Source organism: Microlunatus sp. GCM10028923 (assembly GCF_042666975.1).
Taxonomy (GTDB): Bacteria; Actinomycetota; Actinomycetes; order Propionibacteriales; family Propionibacteriaceae; genus Microlunatus.
The window spans coordinates 108,625-125,473 of sequence record NZ_JBHTFF010000003.1; the positions used below are offsets into that span (position 1 = coordinate 108,625).

General features: G+C 71.9%; 18 protein-coding genes. 8 read left to right on the forward strand and 10 right to left on the reverse strand.

All coding sequences use genetic code 11. The features are described 5' to 3' along the window. Positions 1-29 precede the first annotated feature (29 nt). Positions 30-1,466 (forward strand): MFS transporter, encoded by a 1,437-nt coding sequence (locus ACFQU4_RS07725; RefSeq protein ID WP_377489109.1) that lies wholly within the window; start codon positions 30-32, stop codon positions 1,464-1,466. On the opposite strand, the gene add is transcribed toward ACFQU4_RS07725, so the two are convergent. From add to ACFQU4_RS07745, 4 genes are read right to left on the reverse strand one after another with little or no spacing between them, the layout of a single operon-like run. After that, positions 1,429-2,424 carry an adenosine deaminase gene (gene add / locus ACFQU4_RS07730; RefSeq protein WP_377489112.1) on the reverse strand — a complete coding sequence of 332 codons (996 nt, stop codon included), beginning with the start codon at positions 2,422-2,424 and terminating at the stop codon, positions 1,429-1,431. The two genes, ACFQU4_RS07725 and add, sit on opposite strands and share 38 nt — an antisense overlap. Before the next feature lie 34 nt (positions 2,425-2,458). Then, entirely contained in the window at positions 2,459-3,022 is a 564-nt protein-coding gene (locus tag ACFQU4_RS07735) for a TetR/AcrR family transcriptional regulator (protein ID WP_377489115.1), read from the reverse strand. Continuing rightward, entirely contained in the window at positions 3,019-3,900 is an 882-nt protein-coding gene (locus tag ACFQU4_RS07740) for a type II CAAX prenyl endopeptidase Rce1 family protein (protein ID WP_377489119.1), read from the reverse strand. Before ACFQU4_RS07740 ends, ACFQU4_RS07735 begins: the two co-directional genes overlap by 4 nt. A 32-nt stretch (positions 3,901-3,932) precedes the next feature. Continuing rightward, positions 3,933-4,898, reverse strand: a complete 966-nt coding sequence (locus ACFQU4_RS07745) for a helix-turn-helix transcriptional regulator (RefSeq protein ID WP_377489122.1) — start codon at positions 4,896-4,898, stop codon at positions 3,933-3,935. A gap of 86 nt (positions 4,899-4,984) precedes the next feature. Between ACFQU4_RS07745 and ACFQU4_RS07750 the strand changes: the two genes are divergently transcribed. Genes ACFQU4_RS07750 through ACFQU4_RS07770 form a run of 5 tightly spaced genes read left to right on the forward strand, consistent with a single transcriptional unit; the run spans position 4,985 to position 9,376 of the window. After that, on the forward strand, positions 4,985-5,569 hold the full coding sequence (locus ACFQU4_RS07750) for a TIGR03086 family metal-binding protein (protein ID WP_377489125.1): 585 nt from the start codon (positions 4,985-4,987) through the stop codon (positions 5,567-5,569). 47 nt (positions 5,570-5,616) lie between these two features. Continuing rightward, on the forward strand, positions 5,617-6,903 hold the full coding sequence (locus ACFQU4_RS07755; protein WP_377489127.1) for a sensor domain-containing protein: 1,287 nt from the start codon (positions 5,617-5,619) through the stop codon (positions 6,901-6,903). Further along, positions 6,885-7,550: a response regulator gene (locus tag ACFQU4_RS07760; RefSeq protein ID WP_377489130.1), complete on the forward strand. Its 666-nt coding sequence runs from the start codon at positions 6,885-6,887 to the stop codon at positions 7,548-7,550. The genes ACFQU4_RS07755 and ACFQU4_RS07760 overlap by 19 nt, the downstream gene beginning before the upstream one ends. A gap of 28 nt (positions 7,551-7,578) precedes the next feature. Beyond that, the gene (locus ACFQU4_RS07765) at positions 7,579-8,613 is read left to right on the forward strand and encodes a Gfo/Idh/MocA family protein (RefSeq protein ID WP_377489132.1); all 1,035 of its coding nucleotides are present in this window, start codon (positions 7,579-7,581) and stop codon (positions 8,611-8,613) included. A gap of 4 nt (positions 8,614-8,617) precedes the next feature. Further along, on the forward strand, positions 8,618-9,376 hold the full coding sequence (locus tag ACFQU4_RS07770) for an SDR family oxidoreductase (RefSeq protein WP_377489135.1): 759 nt from the start codon (positions 8,618-8,620) through the stop codon (positions 9,374-9,376). Here the strand turns inward: ACFQU4_RS07770 and ACFQU4_RS07775 are convergent. Beyond that, positions 9,370-10,824, reverse strand: coding sequence for an MDR family MFS transporter (locus ACFQU4_RS07775; RefSeq protein ID WP_377489138.1), 1,455 nt, complete (start codon positions 10,822-10,824; stop codon positions 9,370-9,372). The genes ACFQU4_RS07770 and ACFQU4_RS07775 overlap by 7 nt on opposite strands. Before the next feature lie 116 nt (positions 10,825-10,940). Here ACFQU4_RS07775 and ACFQU4_RS07780 point away from each other — a divergent pair, with 116 nt between their 5' ends. Further along, the gene (locus ACFQU4_RS07780; RefSeq protein WP_377489141.1) at positions 10,941-12,134 is read left to right on the forward strand and encodes an MFS transporter; all 1,194 of its coding nucleotides are present in this window, start codon (positions 10,941-10,943) and stop codon (positions 12,132-12,134) included. Here ACFQU4_RS07780 and ACFQU4_RS07785 read toward each other — a convergent pair whose 3' ends face one another. The 5 genes from ACFQU4_RS07785 to ACFQU4_RS07805 form a co-directional block, all read right to left on the reverse strand. Beyond that, positions 12,135-12,533 carry a MerR family transcriptional regulator gene (locus ACFQU4_RS07785; RefSeq protein ID WP_377489144.1) on the reverse strand — a complete coding sequence of 133 codons (399 nt, stop codon included), beginning with the start codon at positions 12,531-12,533 and terminating at the stop codon, positions 12,135-12,137. It lies immediately after the preceding gene. 78 nt (positions 12,534-12,611) lie between these two features. Next, entirely contained in the window at positions 12,612-13,703 is a 1,092-nt protein-coding gene (locus tag ACFQU4_RS07790; RefSeq protein WP_377489147.1) for a Gfo/Idh/MocA family protein, read from the reverse strand. Beyond that, positions 13,700-14,158 carry a MaoC family dehydratase gene (locus ACFQU4_RS07795; protein ID WP_377489150.1) on the reverse strand — a complete coding sequence of 153 codons (459 nt, stop codon included), beginning with the start codon at positions 14,156-14,158 and terminating at the stop codon, positions 13,700-13,702. Before ACFQU4_RS07795 ends, ACFQU4_RS07790 begins: the two co-directional genes overlap by 4 nt. Further along, on the reverse strand, positions 14,155-15,282 hold the full coding sequence (locus tag ACFQU4_RS07800) for an extracellular solute-binding protein (protein WP_377489153.1): 1,128 nt from the start codon (positions 15,280-15,282) through the stop codon (positions 14,155-14,157). Before ACFQU4_RS07800 ends, ACFQU4_RS07795 begins: the two co-directional genes overlap by 4 nt. Then, positions 15,279-16,430 carry a CaiB/BaiF CoA transferase family protein gene (locus ACFQU4_RS07805; protein WP_377489156.1) on the reverse strand — a complete coding sequence of 384 codons (1,152 nt, stop codon included), beginning with the start codon at positions 16,428-16,430 and terminating at the stop codon, positions 15,279-15,281. The genes ACFQU4_RS07800 and ACFQU4_RS07805 overlap by 4 nt, the downstream gene beginning before the upstream one ends. Positions 16,431-16,511: 81 nt before the next feature. On the opposite strand from ACFQU4_RS07805, the gene ACFQU4_RS07810 reads away from it, so the two are divergent. Beyond that, on the forward strand, positions 16,512-16,847 hold the full coding sequence (locus tag ACFQU4_RS07810; protein ID WP_377489159.1) for an L-rhamnose mutarotase: 336 nt from the start codon (positions 16,512-16,514) through the stop codon (positions 16,845-16,847). Positions 16,848-16,849: the final 2 nt, after the last annotated feature.

Here is a 16,849-nt window from a genome sequence, read left to right on the forward strand (position 1 = left end):
AGTTCACGTGAAGTTGCAGGATCGGTCGCGTGAAACGTACGACGAGCGAGCCGAGCCTGTTCCGTGGGCCGCGGGCAACGGCCGTGCTGGCGATGCTGGCCCTGGTGACGCTGGGTGCCCTGGAGAACCGGGCCACCAGCACCGTGTTGCCGGTGCTGGCGAACGAGCTCGGCGGGCTGACCTGGTTCGGCGCCGCGACCACGGGACCGGGCCTGGCCTATGTCGTCGCGGTGGTGCTGGCCGGCACCTGGTCCGACCGGCGCGGTCCGGGCCCGGCGATCCTGACCGGCGTCGGGCTGTTCGCGGTGGCGCAACTGGTGATCGCCGCGGCACCGTCGATGATCATGGTCGTGGCGGGACGGCTGCTGTCCGGGATCGCCGAGGGGTTGTTCGACATCGGGATCACCGTGCTGATCGTGATCATGATCCCGGAGTCGCAGCGGCCGCGGATGATGAGCCTGATCGCGATGGCCTGGATCCTGCCGTCGGTGGTCGGCCCGCAGCTGGCCGGCTGGGTGGCCGAATGGGTCGGCTGGCGGGCCGTCTTCCTGATCGGCGGCGCGCTGGTGCTGCCCGTGGTGCTGGCGCTGCTCGGGCCGATCCGTTCGGCCGGCGGGGCACCGCGCGAGCAGGCCGAGCGACCTGCCGGGCCGAACACGCTGCCGTACGCGATCGCGGTGGCCGGCACCATGGGCGGCGCCGCCGCGCTGGCACCGCTGGCGGACACCGGTGGAACGCCGATGATCATCGGCGCCGCGGCCCTCGTCGTGCTGGTGGCGATCGGGATCTGGTGCGCCCGGCCGCTGCTGCCGTCCGGCACTCTGGCGCTGCACCGGGGTCTGGGTGCCACGGTCGGACTGGGCGCGGTGCTCTCGGCGTCATTCGCGGTCGGGTCGAGCTACCTGCCGTTGATGTTGATCAAGCGCGCCGGGTTCAGTCCGGCGGCGGCCGGCCTGAGCCTGACCGTCACCGGTCTGTTCTGGGCCTTCGGCTCCTGGCTCCAGGGCAGCCCGGCCGTGCGCCGGCGTAGCACGGCGGTGCTCCGGGTTCGTTGGGGCTTCACCGCCATCGGGTTCGGCCTGGTCGCGGCCGGCGCCACCGCCCTCGGCGTCATCCCGGCTCCGGTCGGACTGGCCGGCTGGGCGGTCGCCGGCGTCGGCATCGGGATCGCCTCGTCCAGCCTGTCGGTGCACCGGCTCGAGCTGGCCGCCGACGCCGAGCAGGGCCGGGTGGCCGCGGGCAACGGCCTGCTCGGCTCGGCCATGATCAGCGCGGGTGGCGTCGCGGTCGGGTACGCGATCGCCGCGACGGCGCCGGAGCCGCCGGCCATCGTGTTCGGGATGATCTTCGGGGTTGCCGCAGCGGCGGCGCTGGCCGGATCCCTGCTGTCCGGCCGGATCCGTCCCGGGTCGGGCACGTCAGCTCCGGTCAGCGCGAACCGGGCGCCGAGTCGAGCCAGTTCCTGATCCCGGCCCGGAGTTCCTCCTTCAGTCCGGCCGGCGCGGCGGAGGCGGCGACCGACTGTTCGGCCAGCGCGGCGAGCGCGGCGTCGGCATGGTCCAGGTGCTCCCGGACCAGGGCGTACTGGCCGGCCAGCCCGACGCCGAAGATCAACGGGTCGTCGGTCGCCAGCGCCACCGGCACCCCGGCCGCGGCGAGTTGATCAAGAGGGATCGAGGCCAGGTCGGCGACCACTCCGAACGGCGGGTACGAGGTCGGGCAGACCTCCAGCGCGATCCCGCCGGCGGCCAGCAGTTCGAGCACCTCGGGATCATCGACGGAGGTGAGCCCGTGCCCGACCCGGCCCGCCCCGAGCAGCTCGATCGCCTCCCGGACGTGCCAGGCGCCGTGATAGAAGCCGGCGTGCGGTACGGCGATCAGCCCGGCCTCGGTGATCACCCGGAAGGCCGGCACGAAGTCCTGGGTACGGCCGCGCCGCTCGTCGTTCGACAGGCCGAACCCGACCACGCCATGCGTCCGGTAGCGCACGGCCAGCTCCGCCAGGCGTTCCGCATGATCAGGTGCGGCGCCCCAGCTGGCCGCGACGATCACGCCGGCCGGGCGGTCACGGGTGGCCGACAGCACGGCCTCGATCACGGCCTCCAGGCTGCCCAGGTGCGCCGCGTACGAGGTCGGGTCGACCTGCAGCTCGACCCAGCCCGCGCCGTCGGCCAGATCGTCGTCGATCGCCTCGGTGACGATCCGGTGGATGTCGGCGGCGGTCCGCACCGCGCCGCGGGCAGCGTCGTAACGATCTTGGAAGACCTCCCAGCCGTGCGGCACCGGACCGGCCGGATCGACCGGCGGCAACGGCGGCAGCCCGTGCCGGGCGGCCAGCTCGTCGGCGGTCGCCGGCCGCATCGAGCCGGTCAGGTGCAGGTGCAGATTGGCCTTGGGCAGGCGTCGGAGATCACGGCCGGTCATGGTGTCCCGATCATCCCAGACCGGGGCCGTCGGTTCAGCCGGCTCCGAGGCCTTCGAGATGGGAATCGAGGACCTGCTTGATCAGCGCCGACCGGGCCCGCGGGGTCAGGACGAGGCAGCGGAGGGCGAGGCCGTCGATCAGGGCGAGCAGATGGGCCGACTGGACCGCGGGGTCGGTGACGCCGAGGCCGGCCAGTTCGTCCTCGAACCAGCGGAGCAGCTCACGATCGGTCCGCCGGGAGGACTCGGCCAGGGCCGGACGGGAGGCGGCCGCGCCGGCGAAGGCGAGCCACACCTTGACCCGGCGCTCCCGGTCCTGGTCCAGCGGCAGCCAGAGCATGATCAACTCACGCAGCCGGTGCGGCGACGACGGGCCCGCGAGCACCGGTTCCAGGCGGCTCAGGAACTCGGCGCCGGCATGGTCGAACGCGGCCTCGATCAGGGCGTCCTTGGTGCCGAAGTAGTACTGCACCTGGGCCAGCGACACGCCGGCCTCGGCGGCCACGGTGCGGATCGACAGTCCGGCCAGGCCGTCGGCGGCGATCAGCCGGACCGCGGCGTCCAGGATGTGCGCGCCGCGCTGCCGGGTGTCGATCATGACCAGCGCCCGCGCACCAGGGCGAAGCCGACCGTCGCCAGGATCACGTACCCGGGGATGACCAGGATCAGGTCCGGTCCGGCCAGCTGCACGCCGGAGCCGGTGGCCGAGCCGAGCAGCGTCCGGTTGATGATCAACAGCAGCAGGTGCGCGCCGACGCCGACCCAGATGCTGCCGGTCACCTGCCGGGCCTGGATCAGGCAGCAGCTCCAGAGCACCAGCAGCATCAGGTAGCTGACCGGGTCCTGGCCGGGCGGCGCGATCGCGTACCAGGGTGGCTCGCCGGCGCCGAGCGCCCGGGTGATCAGCGCGCTGACCGTCGTCGACAGGCCGGGCGCCAGCACGAAGATCACCGTCGCGACGGTCGCGGCGAGGAACGGGCGGAGCCGGCCCCGCAACGAGCTGTACGCCAGCCCGCGGAACGCCAGTTCCTCGGGGAAGGCCTCGAGCCCGGTCGCCACGAGCACGGTGACGCCGAGCCAGGTCAGCAACGGGGCCGGATCGACGCCCTGGAAGCGGATCCCGCCGAGCACGGCCGCCGGCCCGATCACCACCACTGCGGCCGCGGCGATCACCCCGAAGCCGATCCCGAGGTCGCGGATGATCTTGCTCCCGCGGAACCCGAACCAGGCGGTGGCGGAGTTCGTCCGCCGGGCCAGCCAGCCGATGCCGGCCAGCGTGATCACGGTGCAGAGCGCCGCCTGGAGCAGCGAGCCGGCCGGCCACGGCCAGCCCATCGTCCGCGCGACCCCGAGGCCGATCCCGCTGGCGACGCCGAGCGCGACGCTGAAGATGATCATGGCGCCGAGGGCGCGGCCGAGGGTCAGCCGCCAACTCGGCCGCCCGGTCGTCGCCCTGAGGTCGGACTCGGTGCTCATGACATACGATCGTACAGTACGTTCGTACGGACTCAGGGCGAGGTGTCGAGGGCGATCAGTTCCCGGCCGAGCTCGGCCAGCAGCCGGCGCAGCTCCGGCGGGTCGGCGATCTCGATCATGGCCCCGAACCCGGCGATCACACCGGCGGCCCCGCGCAGGCTCTGAATCGAGAGTTCGAGACCCGACCAGTCGTCCTCAGCCGGCAGCGAAACGGCGGGTCGGGTGAGCTGGGCGGACAGGTTGCGCAGCAGCAGCTCGCGGAACGTGGAGCGGACCCGGAGCCGGACCGGGATCCCTTCGATCCCGGCGTACCGGGCCCGCAGGTCGGCCCAGAGCCTGCGCAGATCAAGATCATCCGGGCGCTGGGCCGGGGCGTTGATGATCACCGCCCTGGTCATCCGGGACACCCTGTAGGCGCGCGGCCGGCCGCGGTGCCCGGCCAGCAGATACCAGGCCGAGCCGGCCAGCAGCAGCCCGTACGGATCGACGGTGCGGAGACCGGCCCGCTCGACCTGGCGCGGCGTGTAACGGAACCGCAGCCGCCGGTCGGCGAAGGCCGCGGCCTGGACGGTCGGCAGTTCGGGCACCGGCTCGGGGTCCAGGATCCAGCCGGCCGGGTCGACGACGATCCGCTCGGACTGCCGCTCGACGCTGTCGCGCAGCCGGGCCGGCAGGCCGGAGGCGAGCTTGTTCAGGGCCGAGGCGAGCGCGGTCTCGACACCGAGCCGGCCGAGTGCGGTCCGGCCGCCGGCGACGAACAGTGCGGCCGTCTCGTCCTCGGTCAGCTCGGCCGGATCCGGTTGATAGCCCGGCAACAGGGCGAAGCCGCCGTTGCGGCCGCGCTGCGCGTACACCGGGACCCCGGCCGTCGACAGCGCCTCGATGTCGCGCAGCACCGTCCGTCGGTCCACCTCCAGCCGCCGGGCCAGGTCGGTCGCGCTGAGCTTGCCGTACTGCCGGAGCAGCCCGACCAAGATCATCAGGCGATCGGCGCGCATCCGGCCACGATGTCATACACGACACTTCGTGTCACCTATTGCGGGAGACGCTGGTCCGGCAAGCCACTTCGACGAAAGGTTCCGCCATGCAGCACTCCGACCTCCGCCCCGCCCTCGCCCAGGCCCAGGACTGGGTCGCCGGGCTGATCGACCGCGTCCGGCCGGATCAGCTCGAGCGGCCGACGCCGTGCCCCGAGTTCGACGTCCGGGCGCTGATCGGCCACCTCTACACCGGCGCCGGCCGGGTCCGCCGGATCGGCGAGGGCAGTGACCCGATGGTCGAACCGCACGTCGTCACGGACCTGCCGGACGATCTGGCGGCCGGCTACCGGGACCGGATCCGGGCGGCGCGGGCGGCCTGGACCGACGACGCCACGCTGACCCGGACGGTTCGGGTGCCGTGGGGCGAGGTGCCCGGCGCCCTCGCGCTCGGCGGCTACCTGACCGAGGCGCTGACCCATGGCTGGGACCTGGCGACCGCCACCGGCCAGCCCGCCGAGGCCGACCCCGAGCTGGCCGAGCGCGGGTTGGTGGCGGCGCGGAAGGCCGTACCGGAGCAGCCCCGGGGTGGTCCGATCCCGTTCGGCCCGCCGGTCGCCGCCGCCCCGGGCGCCGGCCCGACCGAGCGGCTGGCCCGCTGGCTGGGCAGGCCTGCCCGACCCACGGAGTAGGCCTGGACCTACTGTGCCGACGGGCCCGCGTCAGTAGGGTCGCCAACGTGTCCGCTCGTGCGCCCTGGCAGGCCATGGTTCAGACACCGCGGCGCTTCCTGCTGTCGCGGTGGCCATGGCTCTCGCTGGCGTACCTGCTCAGTGGTGTTGGCGTCGGCGCGGTGATCGGCGCCTGCTTCGCGCTGATCGTGATCGCGCTGACCGTGCTGGTCCGGATGATCGCGATGACCCGGTTCAGTCCGCAGTCGGTGCTGGCGCTGCTCGGCGTGATCGTGCTGCTCTGCGTCTTCGTCCTCTGCGGGATCGGCCTGGCCCGCGTCGAGCGGTTCCGGATCAGGATGGTCGACGCCGAGCCGATCGACCGGCCGCGGAACCGGGGCGAGCAGGCCGACCTGCGGGTCTGGGTGAGCACCCGGATCCGGGATCCGCTGACCTGGCAGGAGATCGGGTACGCGGTCGTCTGCACCATCCTCTGCATGCTGGACGGAGTCGTGCTGGCCGTGTTCGTCGCGCCGTTCGTGATGGCGGTGGTGTCGGTGATCGACATCATCGCCGGCAGCAATGTCCTGGAATCGCTGGCGGTGGGCGTGATCTGCCTGGTCCTGGTGCCCTTCTTCGCCTACCTGGTGACCGCCTGGGCGGGCGCGCGGGCGGCGATCAGCCGGGCCGTGCTGGCGCCCAAGGAGACCGAACTCGGCCGCCGGCTGACCGAGGTGACCACGTCGCGGGCCCGGCTGGTGGACGCGTTCGAGTCCGAGCGGCGCCGGATCGAACGGGACCTGCACGACGGCACCCAGCAACGGCTGGTCGCGCTGAGCGTCGAACTCGGGCTGGCCCGGATGGACGTACCCGAGGGTTCGGAGGTCGGGGACCGGCTGGCCCAGGCCCAGGAGCAGGCCCGGCTGGCGCTGGTCGAGCTGCGCGAACTGGTCCGCGGCGTCTACCCGCAGGTGCTGGTGGAACGCGGGTTGGCGACTGCGCTGTCCGACCTGGCCTCGCGGTCGCCGCTCGCCGTCGACACCCGGCTGGCGGCCGAGGAACGCTATCCGTCGCCGGTCGAGACGGCGATCTACTTCGCGGTCGCGGAGGCCCTGACCAACGTGGCCAAGCACGCGATGGCCGGGCTGGCGACGGTGTCGCTGGACTGGCGGACCGGTCGGCTGATCGCCGAGGTCACCGACGACGGCCGGGGCGGCGCCGATCCGTCCGGCGGGTCGGGCATGCTCGGACTGGCCGATCGGCTGGCCGTCGTCGACGGCCGGATGTATGTGTCGAGTCCTCCAGGAGGTCCCACCGTTGTACGGTTCGAGGTGCCATGCCAGCCACTGACCTGAGGATCGTGATCGCCGAGGATTCGGTCCTGCTGCGATCGGGACTGGAGAGCCTGGTGTCCCGGTTCGGGTACCGGGTCGTCGGCTCGGTCGGCGATGCGACCGCGCTGCTGGAGGCGGTCCGTGATCATGATCCGGATCTGGTGATCACTGATGTACGGATGCCGCCGGACTTCACCGACGAGGGCCTGCGCGCGGCCGTCCAACTGCGCCGGGACCGGCCCGGCCTGGCCGTGATCGTGCTCAGTCAGTACGTGCAGCAGGCGTACGTCGACGAGCTGCTCGAATCGTCCGGTGCCGGGGTCGGCTACCTGCTCAAGGACCGGGTGGCCGAGGTGACCCAGTTCGCCGAGTCGATCACCGACGTGGCCGGCGGCGGTACGGTCGTCGATCCGGACGTGGTCCGGGCCCTGCTCGGCAGCCGGCGCGACCCGTTGCAACGGCTGACCCCGCGCGAGCTGGAGGTGCTCGGCCTGATGGCCCAGGGGCAGTCGAACGCCACCATCGCGGCCAACCTGGTGGTCAGCGAGGCCGCGGTCGGCAAGCACATCGGCAGCCTGTTCGCGAAGCTGGACCTGCCGCCGGAGTCGGATGGGAACCGCCGGGTGCTCGCCGTGCTGGCGTACCTGCGCCGAGGGGACCGACGGTGACCATGATCATCGCCACGGGGAGGAAACCATGATCGACTTCGCACTGGTCGGCGTCGCCGACCAACGGCACCGGCTGTTCATCCATCCGGTGGAACGGCGCCGGGCCGGCGTCCACGTGGTCGGCTACAGCGAACCGGACGAGACGGCCAGGGCCGAGTTCGCCGTGCTGCACGAGACGCCGGCGTTCGCCGACCACCGGGAACTGCTCGAGCAGGCACGACCGTCCATGATCGCCGTCGCCAGCCCGGCGGCGGCGACCTTCGAGGTGGTCCGGGACGCGCTGGCGGCCGGGGTCGACGTGATCGTCGCGCCGCCGCTGACCGGATCGCTGGCCGAGCTGGACCAGCTGGCCGACGCCGCCACCTCGGCCGGCCTTCGGCTCGCCGTCGTGCACACCTACCGCAACCATCCCGCCGTACGGCTGGCCCGGGAACTGGTCGACCAGGGCCGGCTGGGCCGGGTCCGGGAGGTCGTCCTGGAGGTGGCCGGCGAGGTCTCGGACGCGGACCTGGCCGGCGCGAGCCGGGAGACCCTGGAGTTGTACCGATGGTTCACCGGGGCGAGCGAGGGCACCGTGACGGGCGGCGCCGCGGCCGGCGAGCCTGGCCGATCGGTGGCCGAACCTGCGCAGCCGGTGGGCGGTGCCGCCCCGTCGGTGAACGGGTTCGTGCAGGCTGCGGACGGGTCGGTGCAGACGGTCGGCGAGCCGGAGGAGCAGGTGATCATGACCGTGCGGGGGACCGGCCCGGACGGGGACTCCGGGTGCGAGGTGGTGCGGCATCCGGGCACGGCCGGCACGGCGCTCGTGGTCCAGCTGATCGGCGACGAGGGCGCGGCGGCCTGGGAGGTCCGCAACGGCGGGTTCCGGTCCATCACCGGCGACCGGCCGTCGCCCGTGATCGCCTGCGGGCTGCCGGCCGACGAACCGCAGTGGGTGCTCACCGACCTGGTCCGGCGGCCGGCGCCGAGTACGGTCGCCGAGCAGCTGCTGAGCACCCGGATCTCCTTGCTGGTCGCCGAATCGGGGCGCCAAGGTGGTGCCGAGCTCGAGTGGCGGCTCTGACCCGATGACGGACCTGTACGGGCGGCTGGCCCTGATCACCGGCGGCCGGCGCGGTCTCGGCCTGGAGATGGCCCGGGCGCTCGGCGCGGCCGGCGCGCGGTTGTTGATCAACGGCCGGGAGCCCGAGGCACTGGCCGCCGTCTGCGCATCGCTGCGGGCGGCCGGACTGGACGCCCACCCGGCCGCGTTCGACGTGACGGACCCCGGCGCGGCGGAGGTGGTGGACCGGCTCGCCGATGATCACGGGCCGATCGACATCTTGATCAACAACGTCGGTCAGCGGGACCGGCGCGGCGTGCTGGAGATGGACCAGGCCGATTTCGAGCGGCTGGTCCGGGTCGACCTGACGAGTGCGTACGCGATGAGTCGGGTGGTCGCCCGCCGGCTGGTCGGACTCGGCCGGCCCGGGGCGATCATCAACGTCTCGTCGGTGGTCGGCGGGCTGCTCGGCGCCCGGGCCGACGTCGCGTACACGGTGGCGAAGGCGGGTCTGGACGGCCTCACCCGGACCCTGGCAGCTGAGCTGGGTCCGCATCGGATCCGGGTCAACTCGATCGCGCCGGGTCCGTTCGCCACCGAGACGAACGCACCGATCGTGGCCGATCCCAAGATCACCGCGTTCGTCACCTCGCGGACGGCGCTCGGCCGCTGGGGCCGGCCGGAGGAGATCGGCGGCATCGTCGCCTTCCTGGCCGGCGACGGCGCGTCCTACCTGACCGGGCAGACCATCGCCGTCGACGGCGGGCTCTCGACCACCTACTGAGCCGACGCGTCGGTCTCGATCTTGCGCGGAATGATCAACACCGCGATCACCAGCAGCACCGCGAAGACGGCCGAGCCGAAGAAGACCTGGTGGATCGCCGGGGCCAGCACCTCGGGCGGGACGTCGCTGCTGGTGCTGCCGTGGGAACCGATCGCGCCCTTGCCGGCCAGCGAGGCGTTCGCGATCGCGCCGAAGACGGCGATGCCGATCGCACTGCCCATCGACCGGGCGAACATGTTGGCGCCGGTGACCACGCCGCGGTGCTGCCAGCCGACGGTCGACTGGGCCGCGATCAGGGACGGGCTGGCGATCAGGCCCATCCCGAGGCCGATCAGGAAACAGGTCAGCGCGACCACCCAGATCGAGCCGCCGGCCGCCAGGGTGAGCAGCAGCCCGGCGCCGGCCAGGACCAGCACGGAGCCGATCAGGCCCGTGTTGCGGAAGCCGATCCGGAGGTACAGCCGGCCCGAGTTGGAGGCGGCCAGCGGCCAGCCGATCGTCATCGCGGCCAGCGCGAAGCCGGCCACCAGGGCCGACGTGTCGAGCACGCCCTGGGCGAACAGGGGCACGTAGGAGGTGAGTCCGATCAGGATCACCCCGACGGTCAGGCTGACCAGGTTGGCGCCGTTGAGGATCCGCCGGGTGAAGATCCAGCCGGGCAGGATCGGCTCCGCGGCCTTCCGCTCGACCAGCCCGAAGCTGATCAAGAGCAGGACGGCGCCGCCGAGCACGGCCGCGCTGGGCCAGGAGATCCACGGCCAGAGCACACCGCCCTCGAGCAGACCGAAGATCAGCAAGGACCCGCCGACCGTGAGCAGGATCGCGCCCGCGAAGTCGATCTTGTGTTTGGTCCGGGTCAGCTGCTCGGTGAACTTGCGGACCAGCATCCAGACCGCGACCGCGCCGAGCGGTACGTTGACGAAGAAGATCCAGCGCCAGTTGAGGAAGTCGACGAACAGGCCGCCCAGGGTCGGCCCGACCACCGCCGAGATCGCCCAGACACTGGCCAGATAACCCTGCACCTTGGCCCGCTCGGCCAGCGTGTAGATGTCGCCGATGATCGTCATCCCCATCGGCTGTACGGCCCCGGCGCCGAGCCCCTGAACCGCCCGGAACGCGATCAGCGCCGGCATGCTCCAGGCCAGGCCGCAGAGCACCGAGCCGAGCACGAAGGCGCCGATGCCGAACAGCATGATCGCCTTGCGGCCGATGATGTCGGCCAGCTTGCCGTAGATCGGCACCGCCACCGCCTGGGCGAGCAGGTAGACGGAGAACAGCCAGGGGAACTGGGAGAAACCGCCGAGGTCGTCCACGATGGCCGGCACGGCGGTAGCGAGGATCGTCGAGTCGATCGCCACCAGCCCGGCCGACAGCATCACCGACAACAGAACCGGTCCGCGCTCGGACCGCAGACCCACAGAGGCGCGGGTGATTTCGGGCTGAACCACGAACCAACCTGAACACACGGACCTCGGCCGGTATTCCGCGGGTCCCGGTTCGGACTTGCACTCAACCGAGGTTGAGTCGCCATCGTCGTCCCTAACGACGACGGAGGAGGCGACGCGTGCGACGACAGGATCCGGGTCCGGTCAAGGCGGAACGGTTGATCATGGTGAGCGCCTGCGCCGGGGCGTTCCTGGTGGTGCTGGACGCGACGATGGTCTCGGTGGCGCTGCCACGGATCGGGGCGTCGCTCGGGTTCACCGCCGAGTCACTGCCCTGGGTGGTGAACGCCTACACGCTGGCTTTCGCCGCGTTCCTGCTGCCCGGCGGGCGACTGAGCGACCGGATCGGACTGCGCCGCGGCTACCTGGTCGGGCTCGGCCTGTTCACCCTGGCCCGCGGTGCCGCCGGGCTGGCCTGGTCTCCGACGTCGTTGCTGGCGGCTCGGGCGGTGCAGGGTCTGGGCGCGGCGCTGTTGATGCCGGCGACCCTGGCGCTGCTGACCACCCTGATCGGCGATCCGGCCCGGCGGGCCCGGATGCTGGCCGGCTGGAGCGCCGTGGGTGCGGTCGGAGCCTCGCTCGGCCCGGTGATCGGCGGGCCGCTGACCCAGTGGCTGGACTGGCCGGCGGTCTTCCTGATCACCGTGCCGGTCGGCCTCGCCGCCATGATCGTGGCCGCCCGGGCGCTGCCCACGGCGCAGCCGGTGCCGACCGGGCCGGGCCGGTCGGCCGGCTGGTCGATCCTCCGGCTGCGCCAGGTGAGCAGCGGGAACCTGATCATGCTGCTGCTGGGACTCGGCTTCCTGGCCAGCCCGGTGTTGCTGTCGCTCTACCTGCAGCAGGTGCTCGGATTCACCGTGCTCGAGGCGGGCCTGGGATTCCTGCCGATCGGTGCCGCGATGTTTGCCGGCGCCCGGCTGGCCGGGCCGCTGACGGTTCGGCTCGGGCCGCGGTCGGCGACGGTGATCAGCTGCCTGGTCGGCGCAGTGGGCTTCGGCCTCGCCGCGGTGATGATCACCGGGCGCTTTCCGTACCTGATCTCGGTGGTGCTGCCCGGAGTGCTGCTCGGCCTGGGCAGCGCGGCGGCGTTCACGCCGATCACGGTCGCCGCCACCAGCGGCGTCCCAGCCGGCTCCGGCGGGCTGGCCGCCGGGCTGCTGAACACGGTCCGGCAGGCGAGCGGCGCGATCGGGCTGGCGGTGCTGGCCAGGCTCAGTGTCGCGGCTGGGAGCGAAGGTCCGGCGTTCGCCGTGTCCGGAATCTGTCTGGCAGCGGCCGCCGTCCTGGCCGCGTTGATCATGCCGAGAAGTTGATCAGGTCGAGAACAGGCTCGCCGGGACACTGATGCCGGCCCGGAACTCCGGGCAGCGCTCCAAGGCCGGCCCGTGCGCACAGGTGCGCAGGTGGACCAGGTAGGCGCGGGCCCGTTCCAGGTCGGCCAGCTGGGCGTCGACCGCTGCGACCTGGCGGTCCACCCGGCTCCGCCAATGATCATCGGCGGCGAGCAGCTCGGCGATCTCCTCGATGCTCAACCGCCCGGTCCGTCGCCAGATGTCGATCAACGCGATCCGATACACCTGGTCGGCGTCGTAGACCCGTTGCCGGGAGCGGCGCTCCGGCGTGATCAGCCCGCGGCGCTCCCAGTAGTGCAGGGTCGACAGCGGAACCTTGAAGTGATCGGCGACCTCACGGATCGTCACGTGCCCGGTCATGGCTCGATTCGACCCCGTACCGGGACGATCGGGCAAACCGGATCGCTGGAGATCGCCGACGGCGTGGTGTCCGGAGGCTCAGCCGCGGCCGGTCAGTTCGACGACCCTGGCCTCGTCGATCGAGGTGTAGAGGGCCTCGACCAGCCGCAGGGTGCCGAGGTTGTCGGCGCCGGAGGAGCGCAACGAGGTGCCGTCGGCGAGGTGGTTCAGTAGCGAACTGATCGGGCCGCCGAAGGCGTCCGGGATCCACCGCGTCGTCACCGGGTACGGCAGCCAGCCGTCGGTCGGCAGCACGGTACTGTGCAGCTCCAGCGTGTCCGGGCGGCCGTGCGGGTAGTCGTAGAGCAGGCCGAGGGTGCCGCGGATCGCTCCGGCGGTGCCCTCGATCCGGAAGGTGGCGCTGCTGTCGCCATGAAGATTGTCGTGGTTGGCGTGGACCAGAGCACGGACCCCGGAGCGATAGAGATAGCTGGAGATGGTCCTGGTCTCGCCCCGGCCGGGCTGGCCCGGCAGCCGCCCGGCGGCGCAGAAGACGGCGTCCGGTTCGCCGAGGAACCAGCGGATCACGTCGTGATAGTGGATCGAGTGGTACGTGATCTCCACCCGGTCCAACTCGCGCATCCAGGGCCAGTCGTCGAAGAACGCGGTCCGGATGTCGACCATGATCGACATCGCGGTGACCTCTCCGATCCAGCCGAGTTCGATCATGCGGTGGGCGGCGGCGACCCCCTCGTCGAACCGGAGCTGCTGATTCACCGCCAGCGCGACGTTCCGCTCGGCGGCGAGCTCGACGATCCGTTGCCCGGTGGCGACATCGGGGGCGAACGGCTTCTGCGCCAGCACCGGCCGGCCCGACTCGATCGCGGCGCCGGCCAGGGCCGGCTGCGCGTCCGCCGTGACGGCGATGTCGATCACCTCGACCCGGGGATCGGCCAGCAACTGCTCGGCGTCGCCGTAGACGGAGCCGATGCCGTGCCGGGCCGCGACGTCGGCCGCCTTCGCCTGGTCGAGATCGGCGATCGCGGCGACCTCGAGGCCGAGGGCACGGTAGGCCGGGAGGTGGGCGACGTCGACGATCGCGCCGGCGCCGATGATGCCGATCCGCAGCCGGGCCCGCTCGGGCAGCGTGATCCGGACGGCGTCGCCGACGTCGGCGAAGATGTCGATCATGAGGATCCACCCCGCTTGTTCACCAGATACAGGTGGGTGAGCACGGTGACCGTCTCGCCGTCCTGGTTGATCACCGTCACCAGTTCGTGCAGGTAGCCGAGCCGGTCCGGGTCCTTGCGGTGGTCGGCCTTGTCGGTGATCTCGGCGGTCACGGTGATCGTGTCGCCGATGAACACCGGCTTGACGAACCTGATCTTGTCGTAGCCGTAGCTCATCGCCTGCGGATTGATGTCGCCGGCGGTCATCCCGACCGCCATCGAGATGATCAAGGTCCCGTGCGCCATCCGCCGGCCGAACGGCTGGGTGGCACACCACGCGGCGTCCAGGTGGTGCGGGAAGAAATCGCCGGTCTGGCCGGCGTGCAGCACGACGTCGGCCTCGGTCACGGTGCGGCCCTGGGTGGTCCGGCGCTCCCCGACGGCGTAGTCCTCGAAGAATCGATCAACGGTGTTCATGCGTCCCTCAACAGTTGGTCCGCCGCCCCGTCCAGCCGGCGCAGCAATTCCTCGTCGGTCAGTTCGCCGCGCAGCGTAGCGGTGACCCACGGCGATGCGGTGTCCTGAAACTCCATGTACCCCAGGAATCGGGGCCGCAGGTAGGCGCCCTCCAGGGTCGCCCGGGTGCCGCGGAAGAAGTCCAGGGTCTCGGCGTTGAGCCGGTCGTCGTCCCAGGCCGCCCCGTGTCCGGGCTGGCCGCCGCCGTCGAAGTAGACGCCGCGCTGGACGTCGGCGGAGGCGACCCAGAAGGCGAACCGGCGTGCCTCGTCGATCATGGTCGACTGCGCGGAGACGGCGATCCCGGCCCCGCCGAGCAGCGAACCGGCCGGCGCACCGTTGATCATGGGGATGTCGGTGTACCGGAGCCGGTGGGTACGGAAGCCGGCCCGGCTGTAGTTGGTGTAGCCGAACAGCAGCGGCGCGTAGCACCACCGATCACCGGTGGCCAGCGCTTCGGCGACCTGGATCGGGTTCTGGGCCAGGCAGTCCGGCGGGACCAGTTCGGCCAGCCGGTGCAGCAGGTCGAGCGCCGCCAGGCCGGCATCGTGATCAAGGAATCGGCCGGGCTCCGCCGCGGGCGGGTGGCCCGATCCGGCGGCGACGGTGATCAGACTGGAGTACGCGTCGATCGGCTTGGCCGGCCAGAGCACCCGGCCCGCGCGCGCCAGCTCCAGCACGGCGGGCCAGTCCCGTGGGGGCTCCGGCAGCAGATCGGGCCGGAAGGCCGCCACCTGCGCGGCCACGTCGGTGGCCAGGCCGTACTGGTGATCATCGTGGGTGTAGCTCTGGTGCGAACGGCCGACGGTGTGCGCCGCCAGCTCCCGAAGTTGATCATCGAAGCCGTGCCCGTCCAGCGGGGCGAGCAGGCCCTCGGTGGCCGCCGCCGGGATGTGCGGATGGTCGATCACCAGCAGGTCGTACTCGGCGGTCAACTCGTCGAGCGGCTGGTCGGCGAAGGCCTGCAGGGACCGGAACTGCCAGTCGACGGCCACTCCGGTGAGCTCGCGGTAGGCCGCCGCGGTGGCGACCTGGCAGCCGTGGCCGCGCGGGTGCTCCCAGGTGATCCCGCGGACGGTGATCATCCGAGCCGCCCCTCGTCGATCAGGTCGTTGTGTTCGCCCAGCCGCGGCGCGGCGCGATCACTGGTCAGCGGTTCGCCGTCGACCCGGATCGGACTGCGGGTCGTGGTCAGCCGGAGCCCGTCCCGGGCGACCTGCTGGGTCATCCGGGCGGCGGCGAAGCCGGGATGATCGATCAGCTGCTCCAGCGTCAGCACGGGAGCGCACCACACGTCCGCGGCGTCGAGGATCTTCAGCCAGTGATCGGTCGTCTCGGTGCGCAGCCGGGCGGCGAGCGCCTCCTCGATGGCCTCCTGCTGGTCCCACCATTCCGTCTCGTCGGTCAGGGTGGTCAGCCACTCGAGGTCGAGCAGCCGGCCCAGCTCCGGCACCGGGTTCATGGCCAGCGCGAGATGGCCGTCCTGGGTCGGGTAGGTGCCGTACGGTGCGGGCAGGAAGGCGTGCGCCGCATACCGCCCGCCACGACGGACCGCGACGGTCGGGTCGTTCAGCCGGGTGCTCAACAGCTCGAACTGAAGATCGAGCAGGGCCTCCAGCAGGCTGGTCTCGACCAGGCCGCCGACACCGGTCCGGAACCGCCGCACCAGCAGCGCGGTCACGCCCTGGGCCAGGTGGCAGCTGGTCAGGTGGTCGGCGATCGAGAGCCCGATTGGGACCGGGCCGGCCTCGGCGGAGCCGCTCAGCCAGGGCAGCCCGGCCAGCGACTGGGCCAGCAGGTCCTGGCCGGGTCGGTCGCGCCAGGGCCCGGTGTCGCCGTAGCCGCTGGCGCTCGCGTACACGATCGCCGGGTTCAGCGCCCGGACCGATGGGTAGTCCAGGCCGATCCGCTCCATCACGCCGGGCCGGAAGTTCTGGATGATCACGTCGCTGGTCGTGATCAGGGACCGGATCCGGTCCAGGTCGGCCGGGTCCTTGAGGTCGGCCGTGATCCCGTACTTGTTCCGGTTCATGGCATGGAAGGAGACCGTGTCGCCGTCGGCGAACCGCCCGGCGAAGGCCAGCTTGCGCCCGATGTCGCCACCCTGCGGCCGCTCGACCTTGATCACGGTCGCGCCGAGATCGGCCAGCCGCAGCGCGGCCACCGGGCCGGCCAGGAACTGGCTGAAGTCGAGCACCCGAACGCCCTGCAGGGGCGGCTCCGTGCTGTCCACGCGCGACCTCCGTTGCTGCCATTACCCTGGACGGAACAGAACGGTAGCATGAACAAACGTTTGCTCACAGAGGAGTTGTCGATGCGCGTGGCCCTGCATTCGATCTTGAAGCCCGGCGCCGAGGCGGCGTACGAACGGGACCATCTGACCATCCCGGACGACCTGGCGGCCTCGTTCGACCGGGTCGGGATCCGGGACTGGACGATCTGGCGGAGTGGCACCGACCTGTTCCACCTGGTCGAGTGTGACGATTATCCGGCCGCCATGGCGGCCCTGGCTGACGACCCGGCGAACCTGCGCTGGCAGGCCTTCATCGGACCGTACGTCGAGCGCTTCGTCAGCACCGGCGACGGGCCGGAGGGTCAGCTGCTCGGGCAGGTCTGGCGACTGGCGGAGCAGCGGGACGCCGTTCGGTAGCA